Here is a 21,374-nt window from a genome sequence, read left to right as displayed (position 1 = left end):
AACGAATGACGGACGCGTTTAAGCGCAAGCCAAGGATTCTAAACTGAAACTGACAGAGGAAAATGCTTTGAGGGTGGACGCAAAAAATTCCGTTCCGACTGGCACCGCTCAACGCAGTCGCCATTGTCGGAACGGTGTGACTAACGTTGCGCCGTCCGCCATGAGTGCGCCAGGCGACGGCTACGACGATCAATCAAACCCTCCGTCATCCACCGGGGCTGCGCTCGAATTCCAGCATGTCGTAGTTGTCGAGAAACAAACGCAATCGTTGTGAAGTGCTCGACGCTGCTTGTATGTGCGCCGCCCGGATTTGGGTCAATGAATAGACATAATCCTGTTCCAGGAGGCGGCTCGGGCATTCCTGCATGTCGTTTCCTTGTCGATCATGGGATATTTTTTCACCTCCTCGCCGGGTGGTCGCGACCGGTTGCATGGACAGGTTGCCATCGGCGAACGTATAGGTTGCATCGATAGAGGTGCAACCTGTGTCACCTTCGGCTTTCCCTTGATCAGAAAAACCAAGGCGGAAAGGTTGCCCGTTCGTGGGCAATTCCCGCATGTCACCGTCTGCGGACTCCCAGCGTGTTAGTGTCCATTTGGTATTTTTGATTTGTTCTTTGGTGACGCGCGGTGCGGAATTCATCTGCGCATCGAGATTTTGCCGGAGGAAGCGAAATTCCAGCCTCTCGCCGTCATAGGTGCGAATTATTAATGTCGGCGGAGAACCACCAAGTATGTCGGTCTCGATGCTGTTGCTCAGCGCTCTTGCATATTGCCGTTCGAATTTGTAATCCTGCAAGCGGGAACAGTTCCGACGGGTCCTCCTGTCCGTCCGTATCCACACTTGATCTTGCTCGAAGGAATATTCGCCCGGGATCGTATTGCAACCCGTATAACCAATGAGCTTGTTGTCAGGCGCAAACTCAAGCGTTGCCTGATTCTGTTCCGAAGGTATGTCTCGCCTGCTGTTATCTGGGAGAGTCCAGGACTGAAGTTTCCAGACGGTCTTCTGGATTGACTTTTCCGTGACAGGAGACGAGGGAGCCGGGGGGGCTGCGTGAACAGGCAGCGCGCAGGCAATGAAAAGTGTGACTGCTACTAGCATACCCAAACCGGTACGCTTTACGTAGGTATGAGCGACGTTAATCGCCTTGCCGGAATCGCTATCTATATTGGAAATGGATTGCCTGCAAGTAGTCATGATAAATTCCTTTTTTATCCGCAACAAACTCTACCCATTATTTTAAGGGCATGGGTGAGTTGAAATGAATTTAATTCAATGGATTGCATCAGTAAGGATGCAATTAATATCGTAGGTGGCTTGCTTGAGGAGGGCAATGCGACAAATTGACAAGATTACTGCTTTGTTTTAAATGATGTTGGGTTGGGGAATTTAGTGAAATGATAAAAATAATTAAGAATTTTTAAGAAAAAATTCTTGTTCTCATTTTTATTGGAATATGGTTGACATGATTTTAAGAGCCGCCAGAAAAGACGAATGAACCAGACGGCTGACTCGCCGAACCAGCCGAAAACTACCGCGTGCATGCTAGACATCAACGAATGACGGACGCGTTTAAGCGCAAGCCAAGGATTCTAAAACTGAAACTGACAGCGGAAAATGCTTTGAGGGCGGACGCAAAAAATTCCGTTCCGACCGGTGACTGATCTACGCAGAAGTCACCGCCGGAATGGTGTGGCTAACCCTGAGTCGTCCGCCATGTGGTGCGCCAGGCGGCGGCTACGACGATCAGTTATAGCCCTCGGTCATCCACCCGGGACTGCGCTCGAATTCCAGCGCGTCGCGGTTATCGAGAATCAGCCGCAATTGCTGTGAAGTGCTCGACGCTATCTGTATGTCCGCCGATTTGATTTGAGACAATGCATTGAGATAGTCCCGTTCCAGGATATAGCTGGAGTTATCCCGGATGCGGTTTCCTTGTTGATCCCGGGATGTTTCCTGGCATAACTTCAGGGTGGTAACGCCCGGTTGTACTGACAGCTTGCCAGCGGCGAATGTATAGCTCGCCTGCATGGAGTTGCATCCTGTGTAACCGTCCGCTCTCCCTTGATCAAAAAAATTGAGGCTGAGTGATTTCTCGCCCGTGGGCAATTGCCGCATGTCGCCGTTTGCGGGCTTCCAGCTTTTGAGTGTCCACTTGGTATTTCTGATTCGTTCCTGGGTGACACGGAGGGCGGAATTCGCCTGTCCAACGATATTATGTTCGAGGGGCAAGAATTCCAGCCTCTCGCCGTTGGCGAGAATGATTTGCAATCTCTGCGGAGAACCGCCGAGCATGCGGGTTTGGGCGATGGTCCCCAGCGCCCTCGCATATTCTCGTTCGAATCGGCTATCCGGCAAGGTGAAACAGGCCCGGCGGCCCATGCTGGCCGTCTGTATCGACAGGTTGTCTTGCACGAAAGAATATTTGCCTGAGATCGTATTGCAACCCGTGTAACCAATGATCGTGTTTTCAGGCGCAAACTCGAGCGTTGCCGGAATTTCCTGAGGCGGGACAGCTCGTGTGCTGTTGTCGGGGCGCGTCCAGTTCCGGAGGCCCCAAACGGTATTCTGGATTGTCTTTTCCGAGACAGGGGACGGTGGCGCGGGGAGGGCTGCGTGAACGGGTAGCGCGCAAGCAGTGAGGAGTGCGGCTGCGGCCAGGATACCAAAACCGGTTTGCCTTATGTAGGTATGAGCGACGTTAATCGCCTTGCTGGAGTCGCCATATATATTGGAAAAGGATTGCCTACAAGTAATCATGATGAATTCCTGTTTTTAATCCGCAACAAATCCTGCCCATTATAATGGGCGAGTCGAAATAAATTTCAATAGATTGCATCGGGTAAGGATGCAGTTAATATCGTAGGCGGCGTACTTGAGGAAGGCAATGCGACAAAATGACGAGGCGCTGCTTTATTTCGGAGGGCGTGGGTTTGAGCTTTTTTTAATAAGAATTATTGAGAGTATTTAAGAATAATTTCTTATTTATTGGAATGTAATTGATCTGATTTTCCAATCGGTTCGCGCGCGAGATTACGCGCAGGCATCATTTGAAATCAAATAGAGGCCCGCCGTGAGAAAGATCGAGCAGGTCGAAGGCCGTCGAGTCAGCAGGCGCACCGCGCGTCCACCGTCGACGCGCACTCGCCTGCCCATCATTTAGCGCTGCGGTCGAAGGTCAGCGTATCGCCGTTATCGAGCACCAACTGCATCTGCTGCGGCGCGCGCATCTGCACGCCGGTACGGTCGATGTGCGTCAACGCGTTGAGATACGGGCCTTCGATTTGCCCGCCCGGCGTCGCGCACGCCATGCGCGTGCCGCCCAGGGTGCCGAAGCTCAGCTTGCCGTCTTTTAGCGCATACGAGCCCATGTAGCGATTGCAGCCGGAAAAGCCGCTGGCGTGGCGCTGGCCTTTGTCGGTGGAGAGCACGAGCGTGATCGGCGCGCCCTGGTCGGCGGACGGAACCGCGCGTGCCGTGCCGTCGGCCTGTTTCCAGCCGGCGAGTACCCAACTGGTGTCGTCGAGCAACTGGGTCGCGGCCGGGTTGAACGGATCGGGCGGTGCCGCTTCCGAGTCGGGGTGCTTTGGCATGGCGCACGCACTGCATAGCGCGGCGACGCTCAACGCGGCGATGGCCGTGCGCGCATACGGGATGAAGCGCGCAACACCTCGCGCGGAGGAGCTTTGGAGCATGGCGTCGTTCCTCTTCAAACTGGCGAAGGCGTAAGGGTAACGCACTCAGCACGCCGCACGCGAGCGAACAGCGTGCGACGGACTGTTGTAACGTCGGCGCCGCAGCGCCCCGCGACGTCTTTATGCGCCTTACGCACAGATAGCAACGCGAACCCGGTGAGCAAGGCGCCGCGCGGGGGCCGCGACGTCGGCGCAACGGGTGCGGAGTGGGGTGCGCATGTTAACATCGTGGTCTACCCAATCCCACCCTCATCCGACTTTTATCTGGAGACCCCATGCAGATCGGCCAACGGATCGGCACGCCCCTTTCTGAATCCGCCACACGCGTCATGCTGCTCGGCGCCGGCGAGCTCGGCAAGGAAGTGATCATCGCGCTGCAACGGCTGGGCGTCGAAGTGATCGCCGTCGACCGTTATCCGAACGCGCCGGGTCATCAGGTCGCGCATCGTTCGCACGTGATCGACATGACGGATCACGCCGCCTTGCGCGCGCTGGTCGAACAGGAACGCCCGCACCTGATCGTCCCCGAGATCGAAGCGATCGCCACGGATGCGCTCGCCGCGATCGAAACCGACGGCCTCGCCGAAGTGATCCCGACCGCGCGCGCCACGCAACTCACCATGAATCGTGAAGGCATCCGCCGTCTGGCCGCTGAAGAGCTGGGCCTGCCGACTTCGCCGTACGCGTTCGCCGATTCGCTCGACGAGCTACGCGCAGGCATCGCCAAGGTCGGCTATCCGTGCGTGGTGAAGCCGGTGATGTCGTCGTCGGGCAAGGGGCAGTCGGTGCTGAAGAGCGACGCGGACGTCGAAACCGCCTGGCAATACGCCATGGCGGGCGGACGCGTGAATCACGGCCGCGTGATCGTCGAAGGCTTTATCGATTTCGAATACGAAATCACCCAGCTCACAGTGCGTGCGATCGATCCGGCGAGCGGCGAGGTCAGCACCTATTTCTGCGACCCGATCGGCCACGTGCAGGTGGCGGGCGATTACATCGAATCGTGGCAGCCGCAGCCGATGAGCCCGCTCGCCCTTGAGCGTTCGCGTGAAGTGGCGCACAAGGTGACTGCGGCATTGGGCGGCAGGGGCTTGTTCGGGGTGGAACTTTTCGTTCGCGGCGACGACGTATGGTTCTCGGAAGTGAGTCCGCGTCCGCACGACACGGGTCTGGTCACACTGTGCTCGCAACGCTTCTCGGAGTTCGAACTGCACGCGCGCGCGATCCTCGGTTTGCCGGTGGATACGTCGCTGCGGGCGCCGGGTGCGTCGGCGGTGATTTACGGCGGTCTCGACGAAGCGGGGATCGCGTTCGAAGGCGTCGCGGCGGCGTTGGCCGTGCCGAATGCGGATCTGCGTCTGTTCGGCAAGCCGGAGAGCTTTGTCAAGCGCCGCATGGGCGTGGCGCTCGCCACCGGCGAGAGTATCGACGAAGCCCGCTCGCGCGCGAAGCAGGCCGCGGCGGCGGTGCGGCCGGTTTCGGCCAGGTAAGGCAATTTTGCCCAACGCGTAATCTGACTCATCGAAGTTCACTGATGTTCAATGAAGAAGTAGAGGTAGGCATGGCCCTGGAATCCCGCAAGACTACGCGGCGTGGCAAGTTAGTCCGTTTCGGCGCCCTCGGCGTGATGATCGCACTGTGTGCCGGGATGACAGGGTGCGGCCTTGCCGCTGCACCGTGCCGGGTCGCATCGGCCGGCTTGAAGATCGTGCCGCTGGTCGGGCACGTTGCCGCCGCGCCGACCGACGCGTGCGCCGACGTGATCGATCCATAAACGAGCCACAACGGGTTGACGACGGCCGTGAGCGTTCCGGGCGGGCAACGTAGTTGCAAACATGGTGGCAACCGCGTTCCGTACGCCCAACGCAGCCGCAACTATGGCGGCAACCACAGCCGCGGTGCAGGGCGCGCCGCTCTTGTTTGATGCGCAACAACGATCGAGGCATCTCATGAAGAAATGGCTTGTTGCAGTCACTGCGGCAGCGGGTCTCGCGGCGCTGAATGGCAATGCCTGGGCCGCGCCATTGCGCCTCGCCGAGATTCAGGCCAAGAATCGCCAGACGCACAAATACACCTGCGCGACTGGCAAGATTCTGCATGTGACCTACTGGAACACCACGAACGGCCAGAGCTTCGCGCTCGTGCCTGTAAAGGGCCGGCAACTGCTGTTCGTCAACACGATATCGGCTTCAGGCGCGAAGTATCAGGCCGGCAGCTACACCTGGTGGACCAAGGGCCCGCGCGCCGACCTGTACGACGCGACCGACGGCGAAAACGCCCCGCCGATGCTGTCCGACTGCATCACCATCAATCGCTAAGCATGCCGCGGCGGCTTTCCTCAACCACGCCGCCTGCCTCACTTTGCCTCCGCCTTGCGGCGCTGCCCGCCGGCGCACATCCTTTCCATTCGAGTAGTAAGCTGTTTGGCATGGTATCCGCTGTGTCCGCCGTTACTGCTGTCCCCGCTATCACCGTTATGTCGGGCCGCGCGCGGTTCGCGTGGCCGTCGTCGTGTTCGATCGTCCGTTTTCCGACCTCAACGGATGGGCCCGTGGCCCGCGTCCGTTTCATCAAGCGAGACCCTCCATGAAAGCATCGGACCTGTTCGTCAAATCGCTGGAAGCCGAAGGTGTCGAGTACGTGTTCGGCATCCCCGGTGAAGAAAACCTCGATCTCCTCGAATCGCTGCGCCGCTCGAAAATTCGCCTGATCCTCACGCGTCATGAACAGGCAGCGGGTTTCATGGCCGCCACCTATGGACGCCTCACCGGACGCACCGGTGTGTGCCTGTCCACCCTCGGGCCGGGCGCGACCAACTTCGTGACCGCCGCCGCATACGCGCAGTTAGGCGGCATGCCGATGCTGATGGTGACCGGACAAAAGCCGATCAAGTCGAGCAAGCAGGGGCATTTCCAGATCGTCGACGTAGTGCGGATGATGGAGCCGCTCACCAAGTACACGCGGCAGATTGTGTCGATCGCCAACATTCCGGCCTCGGTGCGCGAGGCGGTCCGTCAGGCCGAAGAAGAGCGGCCCGGCGCCGTGCACCTCGAATTGCCCGAGGACGTCGCGGATGAAGAGGGCGACGGCAAGCCGATTCCGAAGAGCTATAGCCGCCGTCCCGTCGCCGAAGAAAAGGCCGTGGCGCGCGCGGTCGAGGCGATCACGAAGGCGATGCATCCATTGCTGATGATCGGTGCGGGCGGCAACCGCAAGACCACCACCAGGATGCTGCGCGAATTCGTCGACCAGATTGGCATTCCGTTTTTCACGACGCAGATGGGCAAGGGCGTGATCGACGAATCGCACCCGATGTGGCTCGGCAACGCCACCTTGTCCGACGGCGACTTCGTGCATCGCGCGATTGATCACGCGGACTGCATCATCAATGTCGGCCACGATGTGATCGAGAAGCCGCCGTTCTTCATGCGCAGCGGCGACACCGGCGAGAAGACGGTGATACACGTCAACTTTCTCGGCGCGGAAGTGGACACGGTGTATTTCCCGCAGATCGAAGTGGTCGGCGATATTGCCAACGCAGTCTGGCAGCTCAAGGAAAGTCTCAAGGAGCGGCAGGAACATTGGGACTTCACGCGCTTCAAGGAAATCAAACAGCACTTCGAAGCGCATCTGGTCAAAGGCCAGCACGACGACCGGTTCCCGATGTACCCGGTGCGGATCGTCAACGACGTCTACGAGACCACGCCGGTGGACGGCATCGTGTGTCTGGACAACGGTATGTACAAGATCTGGTTCGCGCGCTATTACCGTGCGCACGAACCGAATTCGCTGCTGCTTGATAACGCGTTGGCGTCGATGGGCGCCGGCTTGCCGTCGGCGATCGCGACCAAGATCGTGCACCCGGACCGCAAGGTCATGGCTGTATGCGGCGACGGCGGCTTCATGATGAATTCGCAGGAACTGGAAACGGCGGTGCGTCTGAAGCTCGATCTGGTGATCCTGATTCTGCGCGACGACGCGTTCGGCATGATCCGCTGGAAGCAGGAAAACATGAACTTCCCGGACTACGGCATGACGCTGAGCAACCCGGATTTCGTCGCGTATGCAGAGAGTTACGGCGCGAAAGGTCATCGCATTGAATCGGCAGCGGAGTTCGCGCCGTTGCTGCGCGAATGTTTCGCGACGCCCGGCGTGCATGTGATCGATTTGCCGATCGACTACTCGGACAACGAGCGCGTGCTGAATCGCGAGATCAAACGGCTCTCAGCACAACTATGAGCGGACCAGCGATGAGCGGCAACGGGGCATAGCCCTTGCTGGCCGCATGACTAATGTCAGTTGTCGGAAAGGAGAACGTGTCATGTTGAACAAGACTTACCCGTACTACCTCGCAAACGTTGCGGTGGCCGCCAACACCGATCTCGAAGTCACCGATAAATTCAGCGGCGAAGTGGCGACCCGCGTGGCGATGGCAGACGCGACGGCGATCGACAAAGCGATCGGTTACGCTGTCGACGCCATGCCCGCATTGCGCACGTTTCCGCCCTTCAAGCGTCAAGCCGTGCTCGAACATTGCGTGAAGCGCTTTCGCGAGCGTTACGATGAATTGGCGCTCGCGCTCTGTATCGAAGCCGGCAAGCCGATCAACGACTCGAAAGGCGAGGTCACGCGTCTGATCGATACGTTCAAGGTGGCGGCTGAAGAGTCGGTGCGCATCGACGGCGAAATCGTCAATCTGGAGATTTCGCCGCGCGCGAAGGGCTATCACGGCTACGTGAAGCGCGTGCCGATCGGGCCGTGCTCGTTTATCTCGCCGTTCAATTTTCCGCTGAACCTGACCGCGCACAAGGTCGCGCCGGCCATCGCCGCCGGCGTGCCGTTCGTGTTGAAGCCCGCGAGCCGCACGCCGGTCGGCGCACTGATCATGGGCGAGATTCTGGCGGAAACCGATTTGCCGAAAGGCGCGTTCTCGATTCTGCCGGCACATCGCGACGGCGCCGACCTGTTCACCACCGATGAGCGCTTCAAGCTGCTGTCCTTCACCGGCTCGCCCGCGGTGGGCTGGGAGTTGAAGAAAAAGGCCGGCAAGAAGAAGGTGATTCTGGAGTTGGGCGGCAACGCGGCCGCGATCGTCGACGGCGATCAGGGTGAGAAGCTCGACTACGTGGTCGACCGGCTGGCGTTCGGCGCGTTCTATCAGTCGGGGCAAAGTTGCATCGGCGTGCAGCGGATTCTGGTGCATGCGAAGGTCTACGACGCGCTGCGCGAGAAACTGATCGCCAAAACGAAGTCGCTGGTGATGGGCGATCCGAAGGACGAAAAGACCTTTGTCGGGCCGATGATCTCCGAATCCGAGTCCAAACGTCTCGCTGGCTGGATGGAAAGCGCGGTGCAGGCGGGCGCGAAGATCGTCGCGGGCGGCAAGGTCGACGGCGCGATGTTCGAGGCCACCCTGCTCGAGGGCGTAAAGCGCGACACCGATCTGTATCGTAAGGAAGCGTTCGGGCCGGTGGCGATTCTGGAGCGTTTCGACGATTTCGACGCCGCGCTGGCCACCGTCAACGATAGCGACTTCGGCCTGCAGGCCGGCGTGTTCACCGATTCGCTCGCTCATGCGCATCGCGCGTGGGATGGGCTCGAAGTGGGCGGCGTGGTGATCAATGACGTGCCGTCGTTCCGGGTCGACAACATGCCGTATGGCGGCGTGAAGGATTCGGGGCTCGGACGCGAGGGTGTGCGCTACGCGATCGAGGATATGACCGAGATGCGGTTGATGGTGATGCGCGAGACGTGGTGAGCCGTGCGCCACGTCCCCCGGCCGGCTTTCGCCACCGTAAGCAGAAAGCCGGCAGAAGCGCCATGAGTGTTTTTGCTGAAGTGCTACAATACCGGCCTTTCCGGCGGGTGTTTCCGCCGGCCGGAGCCGGCCGCATTTTTTCCCGTGATACTGACGGGTCCCCGTGCGGAACGCCGTGGCTCCGCCTTCATCCTGATGCCCTCTGCGGTTCCGACCGCTGCCGTGCGCACCCGCGCCAAGCGCATTTTTAGCGAAAGCCACCATGTCCGACACAGCCGTCACGCCCAGCACTGCGACTTTTGATCAATTCGGCCTCGCGCCCGACATCCTGAAAGCCGTCAAAGAATCGGGCTACACCATCCCTACGCCGATCCAGGAGCAGGCGATTCCCGTCGTGCTGGCCGGCCGTGACATGATGGGCGCCGCGCAAACCGGCACGGGCAAGACCGCGAGCTTCTCGCTGCCGATCATCCAGCGTCTGCTGCCGCAGGCCAGCACGAGCGCATCGCCCGCCCGCCATCCGGTGCGCGCGCTGATCCTCACGCCGACCCGCGAACTCGCCGACCAGGTCGCCGCTAACGTGCAGGCGTACGCGAAACACACGGCGCTGCGCAGTGCGGTGGTGTTCGGCGGCGTCGATATGAATCCGCAATCCGAGCAACTGCGCCGCGGCGTGGAAATTCTGATCGCCACGCCGGGCCGTCTGCTCGATCACGTGCAACAGAAAACCGCCAACCTGGGGCAGGTGCAGATTCTCGTGCTCGACGAAGCCGACCGGATGCTCGACATGGGCTTCCTGCCGGATTTGCAGCGCATTCTGAACCTGCTGCCGAAGGAACGTCAGACGCTGCTGTTTTCGGCTACGTTCTCGGGCGAAATCAAGAAGCTTGCCGCCACCTATCTGCGCGATCCGCAGACGATCGAAGTCGCGCGCAGCAATTCGACCGCGACCAATGTGACGCAGACTGTTTATGAAGTGGCCGAGGGCGACAAGACGGGTGCTGTCGTCAAACTGATTCGCGATCGCAACCTCAAGCAGGTGATCGTGTTTTGTAACAGCAAGATCGGCGCGAGCCGTCTGGCGCGGAGTCTCGAGCGCGACGGTGTGATCGCCACGGCGATTCACGGCGACCGGACGCAGAATGAACGGATGCAGGCTCTGGATGCGTTCAAGCGTGGCGAGATCGAGGCTTTGGTGGCGACCGATGTCGCCGCGCGTGGTCTGGATATTGCCGAGCTGCCCGCCGTGATCAATTTCGATCTGCCGTTCAATGCTGAGGATTATGTGCACCGGATTGGGCGCACTGGGCGTGCTGGAGCCTCGGGCGATGCGTTGTCGCTGTGCAGCCCGAATGAGCGTAAGCAGCTTGCCGATATTGAGAAGCTGATCAAGCGGCCTTTGGATGTGCAACGTCTGACTGTGGATACGCCGGTGCGGCATCACCATGAAGAGCGGCCACCGCGGCGTGAGCGCGTTGATGGCCGCGCGGAAGGTCGTGATGAGCGGGGCGGTCGCCGGCGTTCCGGAGCTTCGGGTTCGGGGGCGTTCGATCGGCCGCATCATCATCGTGCGCAGCCTGTGGATGATTTTTTTCTTAAGCCTTATGAGCCTTCGGCGGCTTCCATTCGGAAGATTGAAGAGGCGGCTGCCTCGTCCGCTGCTGCTCCGCAGAAGGCTGCTTCCAAGCAGCCGTTGGCGGCGTTGCTTGGGGGGTTTGGGATGCCGAGGAAGTCGACTTCGTCTTCGTGATTTTTTTTGCTTGGGTGCGGGTGGGGGCTGTAGTTTTTTTGGGCGTTGGCCTTTGCTTGGTCTGGTTGCTTGCGTGGCGCTTTTGGGTTGTGTGCCTGCGGTGTTTGGCCTTTCCTTGATTTGTTGGTGGTCTATTAGTGTTGCCCCTGTGCGGGGCGGCACCTACTTTTCTTTGCCGGCCGCAAAGAAAAGTAGGCAAAAGAAAGCGGCTCACACCGCCAGCTCATAAGCGGGTCCCCCGCGCAGTTCTGGTAGTGGTGCATCTGGAATCTGGGTTCTCGCACATTCCGCGTGAGTGACACAGCCGTCATACTTCCGGCAGCGCTGCGCGTGCCGTAGCGGTACTTTCCTAAACCCCTCGCCCCCTTTCCACTCGATCGATCGACAGACGCCGCGAACGCCTTAGCGATGCTATCGTGCCGCTTGCCGCTTGCCGCTTGCCGCTTGCCGCTTGCCGCTTGCCGCTTGCCGCTTGCCGCTTGCCGCTTGCCGCTACGGCAGCCAGCGCCTAGCCAAAGCCCCAACCAAAGCCCCAACCAAAGCTAAAGCCAACGCCCCGCTAAAGCCAAAGCCCCCGCTAAAGCCAAAGCCCCAGCCCGAGCCACGGCCACGGCCACGGCCAAAGCCAAAAGCCAAAAGCCAAAAGCCAAAAGCCAAAAGCCAAAAGCCAAAAGCCAAAAGCCAAAAGCCAAAAGCCAAAAGCCAAAAGCCAAAAGTAAGCAACTCGCGAGGGCCATTCTGGACGACTGGTCGATGCTTTGGGTAATTTGGTGTCCACCAAATTATTGTGGGCACCAACGTGGACAAAACATCAAGCGCACGCACCAAGCGGCCGAATTTCTCGCTCGAGTTCAAGAGGCACCTGGTCGAGCAATCCTTTGAGCCGGGTGCATCGGTTGCCCTGATCGCGCGCGGCAATGATGTCAACGCGAACCTGCTCTTCAAGTGGCGGCGAGCGTATCTCGAGGGAGCGTACGGTCTGCCGACGCTGTCCGAGCAGGCGGAGTGCGAGATTCCGCCGTTATTGCCGGTGAACATCATCGACGGTACGTCTGTACAGGCGCCGCCGCCAACGGTCACTACAACTGAGCCGCTGGAGAGTGTCTGCGAGGTGGAGTTCGAGCGTGCACGCCTGCGCATTCGCGGCGAGGTCTCGCCGGAGACACTGCGGCTGCTGATTCGCGAGCTGTCGCGATGATCGGTCTGCCGGCGGGCACACGCATCTGGATTGCCGCGGGGGTGACCGACATGCGTTCCGGGTTCCAGGGCCTGGCCGCCAAGGTACAGACGGCGCTTCAGGAGAATCCGCTGGGCGGTCACGTGTTCATCTTCCGCGGCCGTCGAGGTGATCTGATAAAAATTCTTTGGGCTACCAGCGACGGGCTATGGCTGCTTGCAAAGCGGCTCGAGCGTGGCCGCTTTGTCTGGCCGCAGGCCGATAGCGGCAAGATCCATCTGACCCAGGCCCAGCTGTCGATGCTGCTTGAGGGCATCGACTGGCGGCAGCCACGCCGTACCGCCGAGCCACTGTCGATGTTGTAAACCGCGCAACACCTGCGTAAACTGCGTGGCATGTCTGATGCCAGCGACCTTCCTGATGACATCGATGCACTCAAGGCCTTGTTGCTCGAGGCGCGGGCGTCCCTGGCCGAGCGCGATCTGGAAATCGAACGGCTCAAGGCACAGATCGACAAGCTCAAGCGCATGCAGTTCGGCCGCAAGTCCGAGAAACTGGACCGGCAAATTGCGGAACTTGAGACCCGACTGGATGATCTGACCGGCAGCCGTGGCGCAGCCGAAACGCGCGAAGCACAGGCCGGCGGCAGGAGCAGGTCCGACGCGCCCGAACGTGCTTCGCGCGAGGCGCTCCCGGACCACCTGCCGCGTGAGGAGCACGTGCTCGAGCCGGAGCCAACCTGCGCCGAATGCGGCGGCCAGATGCAAGCGCTGGGCGAGGACGTCTCCGAGCAGCTCGGCCGCATCGCGGCAGCGTTCAAGGTCATCCGCACCATCCGGCGCAAGAAGATCTGCGCCTGCTGCGGTCGCATCGTTCAGCCGCCGGCACCGAGCCTGCCGATTCAGCGCGGCATCGCGCACCCAAGCCTGCTTGCCGAGATCTTTGTGGCCAAGTATGCCGATCACCAGCCGCTTTACCGGCAGTCGGAGATCGCTGCACGCGAAAACGTCAAACTGGACCCGGCGAGCATGGGCCGCTGGGTTGGTCAGTGCGAGGCGCTCGTCGATCCGCTGGTGAAAGCGCTGCGCCGCTACGCGATGGGCGGCCTCAAGATCCATGCGGACGACACGCCGATCCCTGTGCTCGCGCCGGGCAACAAGAAGACAAAGACAGGCCGGCTGTGGGTCTATGTGCGTGATGACCGTCGGTCCGGTTCGAAGGAACCAGCCGCCGTCTGGTTTGCGTACTCGCCCAACCGGCAAGGCGTCCATCCCCAGCGCCATCTGACCGGCTTCAGCGGGATCCTGCAGGCAGACGCGTATTCGGGCTTCAACGAGCTGTTCCGGGACGGCTCGATGCGCGAGGCAGCATGCTGGGCGCACGCGAGGAGAAAGCTGTACGACATTCACGTGCGCACGCCGTCTGAAACCACGCAAAAGGCGCTCGACTATATTGGCGAGCTCTACGGCATCGAAGCCAGTATCCGCGGCAAGCCGCCTGCCGAGCGGCTGCGTGTGCGGCAGGAGAAGGCCAAACCGCTGCTTGAAACCTACGGTGCATGGCTCAGGGCAAAGCTCCAGATGCTGTCAACGAAGTCGGATACGGCCAAGGCCATCAACTACTCGCTCAATCAATGGCTCGCGCTGACGCTGTACTGCGACGATGGCACGGTGGAGATAGACAACAACATCGCGGAGAACGCGCTGCGCTGTGTCTCACTGGGACGAAAAAACTTCATGTTCGCCGGCTCTGACAGCGGCGGTGAGCGGGCAGCGGCGATGTACTCGCTGATCGCCACGTGCAAACTCAATGGCGTCGATCCGCGTGCTTACCTGTGCCATGTGCTGACCTGCATCGCCGATCACCCGATCAACCGCGTCGACGAATTGCTGCCCTGGCGCGTTGCCGCACACCTGCAAAATCCGCCCCAACCTGCGGTTCCGACCGGTTGAACAACAGCGGTGGACAGCACGCCCCGATCGCCCGGAACGGCTCACACGCGCTGAGCCAGTAGCCGACTGCACCTGGGACAGCGGTCCGTTACCCGGTAACGCTGAAGGGCTACCGTCGAACCTGGAAGTAGGTATCCCATTCTGCGGAGTCCGGATCGAGCCTGCGCACGATAGCCGCGTCCGCCCGCACTACCAGCCGCTCCAGCATCTCACGCTTCGTTACCGAGTAACGGCGTGCCAGCCGTGCGAGCGCGAGATCGGCTTCAGTGGTCACCCACATATCAAGCCGCCGCTCCCCGTTGCCATCGTTTCCAGCTGTCGCCCGCCTTGCCCGGAAGGCGGCCTGCCGCTCCGCTGTTGTTTGCGCCATCGGTTTCTCCTCGTCGTTGTTACCCGGTAACGATATGTCTGAATTCGTTACCGGGTAACGCAAAATACCCAAAGGAGATAGCATGTCCCGCTTCACATCGCGTCGTCCAGAAAAACCCGAACGGTCCAAGCGAGGCGCTTACAGCCAAAAGCCAAAAGCCAAAAGCCAAAAGCCCCAGCCCCAGCCCCAGCCAAAGCCAAAGCCAAAGCCAAAGCCAAAGCCAAAGCCAAAGCCAAAGCCAAAGCCAGCTACCAGCTATCTGGATCGCTCTCCGCTGGCGCCCTTCGGGTGTTGACGTGTCTCGTTTGTATCCGGCGCTTTTGGGCGCTAGTTGCGTTGCACTCTTACGTCCACGCGCTTTGCCCATGCGGTCGTTGCGGCGGCATAGAAGTCATTTAGCGTCGTGTGTTCGGTGCCGCTCATCTCAAGTCCTAAGTGCCGCGCGGCTGCGCTCAGTGTCTCAAGTGGTCTGTCATTGTCCAGCGCGGTTGCACCGTTTTGCTTGCTAAGCTTTTCGCCCTGTCCGTTCGTGACCACCGGTACGTGCAAATACTCTGGTGTCGGCACGCCCAGACAACGCTGCAGGTAAATCTGCCGCGCCGTTGAATCCATCAAGTCCGCGCCCCGCACGATGTGCGTTATGTCCGCGTCCGCATCATCGACCACCACCGCCAGTTGGTATGCCCACTGGTCGTCGGCACGCTTCAGGACGAAGTCGCCGACCTCGGTGGCCAGGTTCTGCGTCTGCTTGCCCTGCCAGCGGTCTTCGAATGTGATCACCGCAGCGTCGCCGTCGGGCACGCGCAGGCGCCAGGCTCGCGCCGGTTTGCCGTGCAGGCCGTTGCGACACGTACCGGGATAGGCCAGCGTGGTGTTGCGCGCGTGCGCACTCAACAACGAATCCGCAATCTCCTTGCGCGTGCAGCCACATGGATAAATCAGACCGGCAGCCTTCAGTTGATCCAGTGCTTCCTGATAGCGCGCCATGCGGCGACTTTGCCAGACCGGCGGCTCGTCTGCGTGCATGCCGAATCGTTCAAGCGTCGTCAGAATGTCTTCGGCCGCGCCAGGGACGGTGCGAGGACCGTCAATGTCTTCAATACGTACAAGCCACGCACCGCCGTGCGCACGGGCGTCCAGCCAGCTCGCGAGCGCGCTCACCAGCGAGCCGAAATGCAAGGGCCCGGTAGGCGACGGCGCAAAGCGTCCACGATAGGTCATGAGGCGGATGGATCAGTGCGGAAGAAACGGGGCGCGCTCACCGCCATCCGGAAAATGGCTGCCTGCGCCGTGTCTTGCCTGCTTCCGCCGTGCGGGCCAGCAACCTCGCATGGCTTGGTCTCGTTCGGAGCCCGTTGCACGAGTAAACGCTGCGGCCACGGCGCAGGCGGTCGCAGCAGACCGGCCGCGTTCGTCATGTGTGCGACAGCCGTAGCGTACCGTGCCCCGAGCACGCCGAGCACGCCGAGCACACCGAGCACACCGAGCACACCGAGCACACCGAGCACACCGAGCACGCCGAGCACACCGAACACGCCGGACACGCCGGACACGCTGAGCACGCCGGACACGCTGAGCACGCCGGACACGCCGGACACGCCGGACACACCGCACACGTGCAACATGCCTCGCAGCGATCGTGCGAAGGCGCTTGCTCTCATCACGCGGCGGCGGCCGCCTTGCTGTCCGGATGGCATTCCGGACACGTCTTGCCGGCCACATACAGCGGCGATTGCTGCGCCTCGGGCGTCACTACCGCGCGACAGCCGAAACATTGCGCCGTCGCGGTCGGCTCCAATTGCGGATTGAGCGCGGTGCGATAGTCGAACACGAAGCAGTCGCCGTGATAGTGGGCGCCGCCCACTTCCTCGAAATATTTCAGGATGCCGCCTTCCAGTTGGTAGACGTTCTCGATGCCAACTTCCTTCATGTGGATCGCAGCCTTCTCGCAGCGGATGCCGCCCGTGCAGAACGACACCACCGTCTTGCCTTCGAGATCGGCGCGGTTCTGCTCGATCACTTCCGGAAACTCACTGAATTTCGTAATGCGGTAGTCGAGCGCGGCGTCGAACGTGCCGACGTCCACTTCAAATGCATTGCGTGTGTCGAGCATGACGACGGGGCGGCCTTCGTCGTCATGGCCCCGGTCGAGCCAGCTTTTCAGCGTGGGGGCGTCGACGAACGGCGCGCGGCCGAGCTCCGGCCGGATGGCCGGCTTTTTCATCGTGATGATCTCGCGCTTGAGCTTGACCAGCATGCGGGTGAACGGCTGCTTTTCCGACAGGCTTTCCTTGAATTGCAGATTTGCGAACTTGCCTTCGAACAGCGCATCGTGACGGATGTAGTCGATGAAGGCGTCCGCGGCTTCGCGCGTGCCCGCGACGAACAGGTTGATGCCTTCCGGCGCCAGCAGGACGGTGCCGCGCAGGCCGAGCGCACTACAGCGCTCGGTGACGAGCGGGCGCCATGCGGCGGTGTCTTCGATAGTCGCGAAATGATACGCGGCGAGATTGACGGTACTCATGTGTGTCCAGCAGTAAGAAGTGCCCGGCGGCGCGGAAAACGGGGCGCATTGAGACGCCCGCATTCAGCCTCCGTGCGGCCGATCACGTCGAATAGGCGAAACCCGTATTATCCCTCAAGCCGGCGCTTAAGCCGACTCGGCCGAATGGCCAGCCAGTTGCGGCAGCGCAAATCGCTCGCAAACTTGCACGGCGCTTGCCTCGGCGCACTCCACACGCTGCTGAACGTTCTTCATTGGCAACGCGCCGCACGGCGCAGCTTGACCGTTCCTCGCACGCCCGCACCGGACGGTGGATTCTGGCCAGTGAAATATCGCCGAATGTGCTCCGGCTGGTCCATCCGGGCGCGCAAGCACGCCCGGACGCTGTCACCGAAACCTGCCACTGCCCGCAAACCGCCGGTGTACGGCGCGCTCGCGTTTCCGTCCTAAGCCAAACGGCTAACGCGCGGTTTTGGCCTGAAAACTCCGGAAGGGTGGAGTTACAATGTCGCCCATGTCAGATCCCCGCTTCGTTCATCTCCGCGTTCACTCCGAATTCTCGATTGCCGATGGCATCGTGCGTCTTGACGACGTCGTCAAGGCCGCTGCCAAAGATGGTCAGGGCGCGCTTGCCCTAACCGACCTTGGCAACGCGTTCGGCCTCGTCCGTTTCTACAAGGAAGCCCGCGGCAAAGGGGTCAAACCCATTGCCGGCTGCGACGTCTGGATCACCAATCCGGACGACCGCGAGAAGCCTTCGCGTTTGCTGCTGCTGGTCAAGAATCGGCGCGGCTATCTGAATCTGTGCGAGCTGCTCAGCAAGGCATCCCTCACGAATCAGTATCGCGGCCGCGCGGAGGTTGAAGCCGGCTGGCTTGAATCGGGTCTGGGTGAAGGCCTGCTTGCGTTGTCGGGTGCGCAACAGGGCGACGTCGGGCTCGCGCTTGCCGCCGGCAACGAAGAAGCGGCCAAACGCAATGCCTTGCATTGGGCGAAGGTGTTCCCCGGCGGCTTCTATATCGAACTGCAACGGTGCGGTCAGCCGGGCGGCGAACAATACGTGCAGCAGGCGGTCGCACTCGCGGCGTCGCTGAAATTGCCGGTGGTGGCCACCCATCCCATGCAGTTCATGACGCCGGACGATTTCACCGCGCACGAAGCGCGCGTGTGTATTTCAGAAGGCGACATCCTGGCGAATCCGCGCCGCTCGAAGCGCTTTACGTCGGAGCAGTATTTCCGCACGCAAGAAGCGATGGCTGAGTTGTTCGCGGACATTCCGTCGGCGCTCGCCAATAGTGTCGAAATCGCCAAACGCTGCAACCTCACGCTCGAACTCGGCAAGCCGAAGCTGCCGCTCTTTCCGACACCCGACGGCATGTCGCTCGACGACTACCTCGTGCAATTGTCGAAAGAGGGCCTGGAAAAGCGTCTCGAACAGCTGTATCCGGTTGAAGCCGAGCGCGAGGCGCAGCGCGAAACGTATTACCAGCGCCTCGAATTCGAGTGCGGCACGATCATCAAGATGGGCTTCCCGGGCTACTTCCTGATCGTTGCGGACTTCATCAACTGGGCGAAGAACAACGGCGTGCCGGTCGGTCCGGGCCGGGGTTCGGGGGCAGGTTCGCTGGTCGCGTACGCGCTCGGCGTGACCGACCTCGATCCGCTGCGCTACAACCTGCTGTTCGAACGTTTCCTGAATCCGGAACGGGTCTCGATGCCCGACTTCGACATCGACTTCTGCCAGCACGGCCGCGACCGTGTGATTCAGTACGTCAAGGAGAAGTACGGCGCGGACGCCGTGTCGCAGATCGCCACCTTCGGCACGATGGCGGCGAAAGCGGCGGTGCGCGACATCGGCCGCGTGCTCGATCTCGGCTACATGTTCACGGACGGCATCGCCAAGCTGATTCCGTTCAAACCGGGCAAACACGTCACCATCGCCGACGCGATGAAGGAAGAGCCGCTGTTGCAGGAGCGCTTCGACAACGAAGATGAAGTGCACCAGTTGCTCGAACTCGCGCAGCGCGTGGAAGGCCTCACGCGTAACGTCGGTATGCACGCCGGCGGCGTGCTGATCGCGCCCGGCAAACTGACCGATTTCTGTCCGCTCTATACGCAGGGCGATGAAAGCGGCGTGGTGAGCCAGTACGACAAGGACGACGTCGAAGCCGTCGGCCTCGTGAAGTTCGACTTTTTGGGTCTCACCACGCTGACGATTCTGGATTGGGCCGAGCGCTATATCCGCCGTCTCGATCCGTCGAAGAAAGACTGGTCGCTGGCGCAAGTGCCGCTCGACGACGCGCCCTCGTTCTCGATCCTGAAGAAAGCAAACACGGTCGCTGTGTTCCAGCTGGAAAGCCGCGGCATGCAGGGCATGCTGAAAGACGCACAGCCTGACCGCTTCGAGGACATCATCGCGCTGGTCGCGTTGTACCGTCCGGGCCCAATGGACCTGATCCCGAGCTTCTGTGCACGTAAGCACGGCCGCGAAGTGGTGGAGTATCCGGATCCGCGCGTCGAATCTGTTCTGAAAGAGACCTACGGCATCATGGTCTATCAGGAGCAGGTGATGCAGATGGCGCAGATCATCGGCGGTTACTCGCTCGGCGGTGCCGACTTGCTGCGCCGCGCGATGGGTAAGAAGAAGGCCGAGGAAATGGCCGAGCACCGCGAGCTGTTCCGCCAGGGCGCCGCGAAGAACGGGCTGACCGGCGACAAAGCGGACGAAATCTTCGACTTGATGGAGAAGTTCGCGGGCTACGGCTTCAACAAGTCGCACGCGGCGGCGTATGCGCTGCTTGCGTACTACACCGCGTGGCTGAAGGCGCATCATCCGGCCGAATTCATGGCGGCGAATATGTCGCTCGCCATGGACGACACGGACAAGGTCAAGATCCTGTTCGAAGATTGCCTCACGAACAAGATGGCCGTGCTGCCGCCGGACGTCAATCTGTCCGCATACCGTTTCGAGCCGGTAGCGGAAGCGGACGGCAAGCGGTCGAAAACAATCCGCTACGGTCTCGGCGCGATCAAGGGCAGCGGCCAGAACGCGATCGAAGAAATCATCCGAGCACGCGAAGAAGGTCCGTTCATCGACATCTTCGATTTCTGCAACCGGGTCGATCGCCGGATCGTCAATCGCCGCACGGTGGAAGCATTGATCCGCGCCGGCGCCTTCGACACGCTGCACGCGAATCGCGCGCAACTGATCGCCTCCGTCTCGCTGGCCATGGAAGCCGCCGAGCAGGCAAGCGCCAATGCGATGCAGGCGGGCCTGTTCGACATGGGCGATGCGCCGTCGCAAGGTCACGAGCTGGTCGACGAGCCCGAATGGCCGGAAAAAAAGAAGCTGCAGGAAGAAAAAGCCGCGCTCGGCTTCTACCTGTCGGGCCACCTGTTCGATGCGTATAAGGACGAAGTGCGCCGCTTTGTGCGTCAGAAAATCGGCGAACTGAAGGAAGGCCGCGACAAGCTGGTCGCGGGCGTGATCGCGTCGCTGCGCACACAGATGACCCAGCGCGGCAAGATGCTGATTGCGCTGCTCGACGACGGCACCGGCCAATGCGAAGTGACCGTCTTCAACGAGACCTTTGAAGCGCACAAGCAGTTGTTCAAGGAAGACGAATTGTTGGTGGTGCAAGGCCAGGCGCGTAACGACGCATTTACGGGCGGCATCCGTTTCACGGTCGATACGGTGATGGATCTCGGCCGCGCGCGTTGCCGTTATGCGGAAGCCGTGAAGGTCCAGATGAACGGTAATGCAGACGCATTGGCGTTGCGGCGTGTGCTCGAAGCGCATAGCGCGGGTAAGGACGAGCCACAAGCTGCGCCGGCGCCGGCAGCGTCATCGCGCGGCAACGGAGGTGGCGCAGGCGCTGGGCGCAACGGCGGTGGTTATGGCGGCGGTGGGCAGCGTCAGGCGGTGCAGATTCCGAACGGCCTCGCCGTGCAGGTGGTCTATCGCAGCGAGAATGCGCAAGGCGAAATGCGGCTGGGCGACGCGTGGCGCGTGAAGCCGACCGACGAACTGCTCGCGGCATTGCGCGGCGAATTTGCCGGAAGCTCGATCGAAATCGTTTATTGATGACCGGTTTGCCCGCGCCGATCGCATAGCTCGCGCGGGCACAGTCGATCAATTTTCGTGGCACTGACGCTGGGGTTGCTG

The 21,374-nt window shown here is 60.9% G+C and carries 17 protein-coding genes; 10 read left to right on the top strand and 7 right to left on the bottom strand.

Annotated elements, in window-relative coordinates:
• Positions 1–205: 205 nt before the first annotated feature.
• From P0D84_RS14805 to P0D84_RS14795, 3 genes are all read right to left on the bottom strand, one after another.
• Entirely contained in the window at positions 206–1,201 is a 996-nt protein-coding gene (locus P0D84_RS14805; RefSeq protein WP_408337499.1) for an META domain-containing protein, read from the bottom strand.
• A gap of 549 nt (positions 1,202–1,750) precedes the next feature.
• Positions 1,751–2,764 (bottom strand): META domain-containing protein, encoded by a 1,014-nt coding sequence (locus tag P0D84_RS14800; protein ID WP_408337497.1) that lies wholly within the window; start codon positions 2,762–2,764, stop codon positions 1,751–1,753.
• A gap of 395 nt (positions 2,765–3,159) precedes the next feature.
• Positions 3,160–3,699: an META domain-containing protein gene (locus P0D84_RS14795; protein WP_408337495.1), complete on the bottom strand. Its 540-nt coding sequence runs from the start codon at positions 3,697–3,699 to the stop codon at positions 3,160–3,162.
• A 275-nt stretch (positions 3,700–3,974) separates the two neighbouring features.
• Here P0D84_RS14795 and purT point away from each other — a divergent pair, with 275 nt between their 5' ends.
• The 9 genes from purT to tnpC all read left to right on the top strand — a co-directional run bounded on the left by purT (position 3,975) and on the right by tnpC (position 14,336).
• Positions 3,975–5,189 carry a formate-dependent phosphoribosylglycinamide formyltransferase gene (gene purT, locus P0D84_RS14790; RefSeq protein ID WP_408337493.1) on the top strand — a complete coding sequence of 405 codons (1,215 nt, stop codon included), beginning with the start codon at positions 3,975–3,977 and terminating at the stop codon, positions 5,187–5,189.
• A gap of 71 nt (positions 5,190–5,260) precedes the next feature.
• Positions 5,261–5,473 carry a DUF6726 family protein gene (locus P0D84_RS14785; protein ID WP_408337491.1) on the top strand — a complete coding sequence of 71 codons (213 nt, stop codon included), beginning with the start codon at positions 5,261–5,263 and terminating at the stop codon, positions 5,471–5,473.
• Positions 5,474–5,648: 175 nt separating this feature from the next.
• Positions 5,649–6,017 (top strand): MliC family protein, encoded by a 369-nt coding sequence (locus P0D84_RS14780; RefSeq protein ID WP_408337489.1) that lies wholly within the window; start codon positions 5,649–5,651, stop codon positions 6,015–6,017.
• Between the two features lie 268 nt (positions 6,018–6,285).
• Positions 6,286–7,938: an acetolactate synthase large subunit gene (locus P0D84_RS14775; RefSeq protein WP_408337487.1), complete on the top strand. Its 1,653-nt coding sequence runs from the start codon at positions 6,286–6,288 to the stop codon at positions 7,936–7,938.
• 82 nt (positions 7,939–8,020) lie between these two features.
• On the top strand, positions 8,021–9,457 hold the full coding sequence (locus P0D84_RS14770; RefSeq protein WP_408337485.1) for an aldehyde dehydrogenase family protein: 1,437 nt from the start codon (positions 8,021–8,023) through the stop codon (positions 9,455–9,457).
• Between the two features lie 262 nt (positions 9,458–9,719).
• Complete coding sequence (locus P0D84_RS14765; protein WP_408337483.1) at positions 9,720–11,207, top strand: DEAD/DEAH box helicase; 1,488 nt, start codon at positions 9,720–9,722, stop codon at positions 11,205–11,207.
• A 799-nt stretch (positions 11,208–12,006) separates the two neighbouring features.
• A complete protein-coding gene (gene tnpA, locus P0D84_RS14760) occupies positions 12,007–12,405 on the top strand; it encodes an IS66-like element accessory protein TnpA (RefSeq protein WP_408337155.1) in 399 nt (132 codons plus the stop codon).
• Positions 12,402–12,749 (top strand): IS66 family insertion sequence element accessory protein TnpB, encoded by a 348-nt coding sequence (tnpB, locus tag P0D84_RS14755; RefSeq protein WP_408243351.1) that lies wholly within the window; start codon positions 12,402–12,404, stop codon positions 12,747–12,749. Before tnpA ends, tnpB begins: the two co-directional genes overlap by 4 nt.
• Positions 12,750–12,779: 30 nt before the next feature.
• The gene (tnpC, locus tag P0D84_RS14750; protein WP_408337157.1) at positions 12,780–14,336 is read left to right on the top strand and encodes an IS66 family transposase; all 1,557 of its coding nucleotides are present in this window, start codon (positions 12,780–12,782) and stop codon (positions 14,334–14,336) included.
• Positions 14,337–14,445: 109 nt separating this feature from the next.
• Here the strand turns inward: tnpC and P0D84_RS14745 are convergent, their stop codons facing one another.
• From P0D84_RS14745 to P0D84_RS14730, 4 genes are all read right to left on the bottom strand, one after another.
• Positions 14,446–14,706, bottom strand: coding sequence for a hypothetical protein (locus P0D84_RS14745; RefSeq protein WP_408337159.1), 261 nt, complete (start codon positions 14,704–14,706; stop codon positions 14,446–14,448).
• A gap of 327 nt (positions 14,707–15,033) precedes the next feature.
• A complete protein-coding gene (gene gluQRS / locus P0D84_RS14740) occupies positions 15,034–15,927 on the bottom strand; it encodes a tRNA glutamyl-Q(34) synthetase GluQRS (RefSeq protein ID WP_408337480.1) in 894 nt (297 codons plus the stop codon).
• Complete coding sequence (locus P0D84_RS14735; RefSeq protein ID WP_408337478.1) at positions 15,924–16,331, bottom strand: hypothetical protein; 408 nt, start codon at positions 16,329–16,331, stop codon at positions 15,924–15,926. The genes gluQRS and P0D84_RS14735 overlap by 4 nt, the downstream gene beginning before the upstream one ends.
• A 35-nt stretch (positions 16,332–16,366) precedes the next feature.
• On the bottom strand, positions 16,367–17,230 hold the full coding sequence (locus P0D84_RS14730) for a sulfurtransferase (RefSeq protein ID WP_408337476.1): 864 nt from the start codon (positions 17,228–17,230) through the stop codon (positions 16,367–16,369).
• A gap of 484 nt (positions 17,231–17,714) precedes the next feature.
• Here P0D84_RS14730 and dnaE point away from each other — a divergent pair, with 484 nt between their 5' ends.
• On the top strand, positions 17,715–21,293 hold the full coding sequence (gene dnaE / locus P0D84_RS14725) for a DNA polymerase III subunit alpha (RefSeq protein WP_408337474.1): 3,579 nt from the start codon (positions 17,715–17,717) through the stop codon (positions 21,291–21,293).
• The last annotated feature ends 81 nt before the right edge of the window (positions 21,294–21,374 follow it).

The sequence above is a fragment of the Paraburkholderia sp. RL17-337-BIB-A genome (assembly GCF_046025895.1).
Lineage (GTDB): Bacteria > Pseudomonadota > Gammaproteobacteria > Burkholderiales > Burkholderiaceae > Paraburkholderia > Paraburkholderia fungorum_C.
This window is presented reverse-complemented; position numbering and strand designations above follow the sequence as displayed.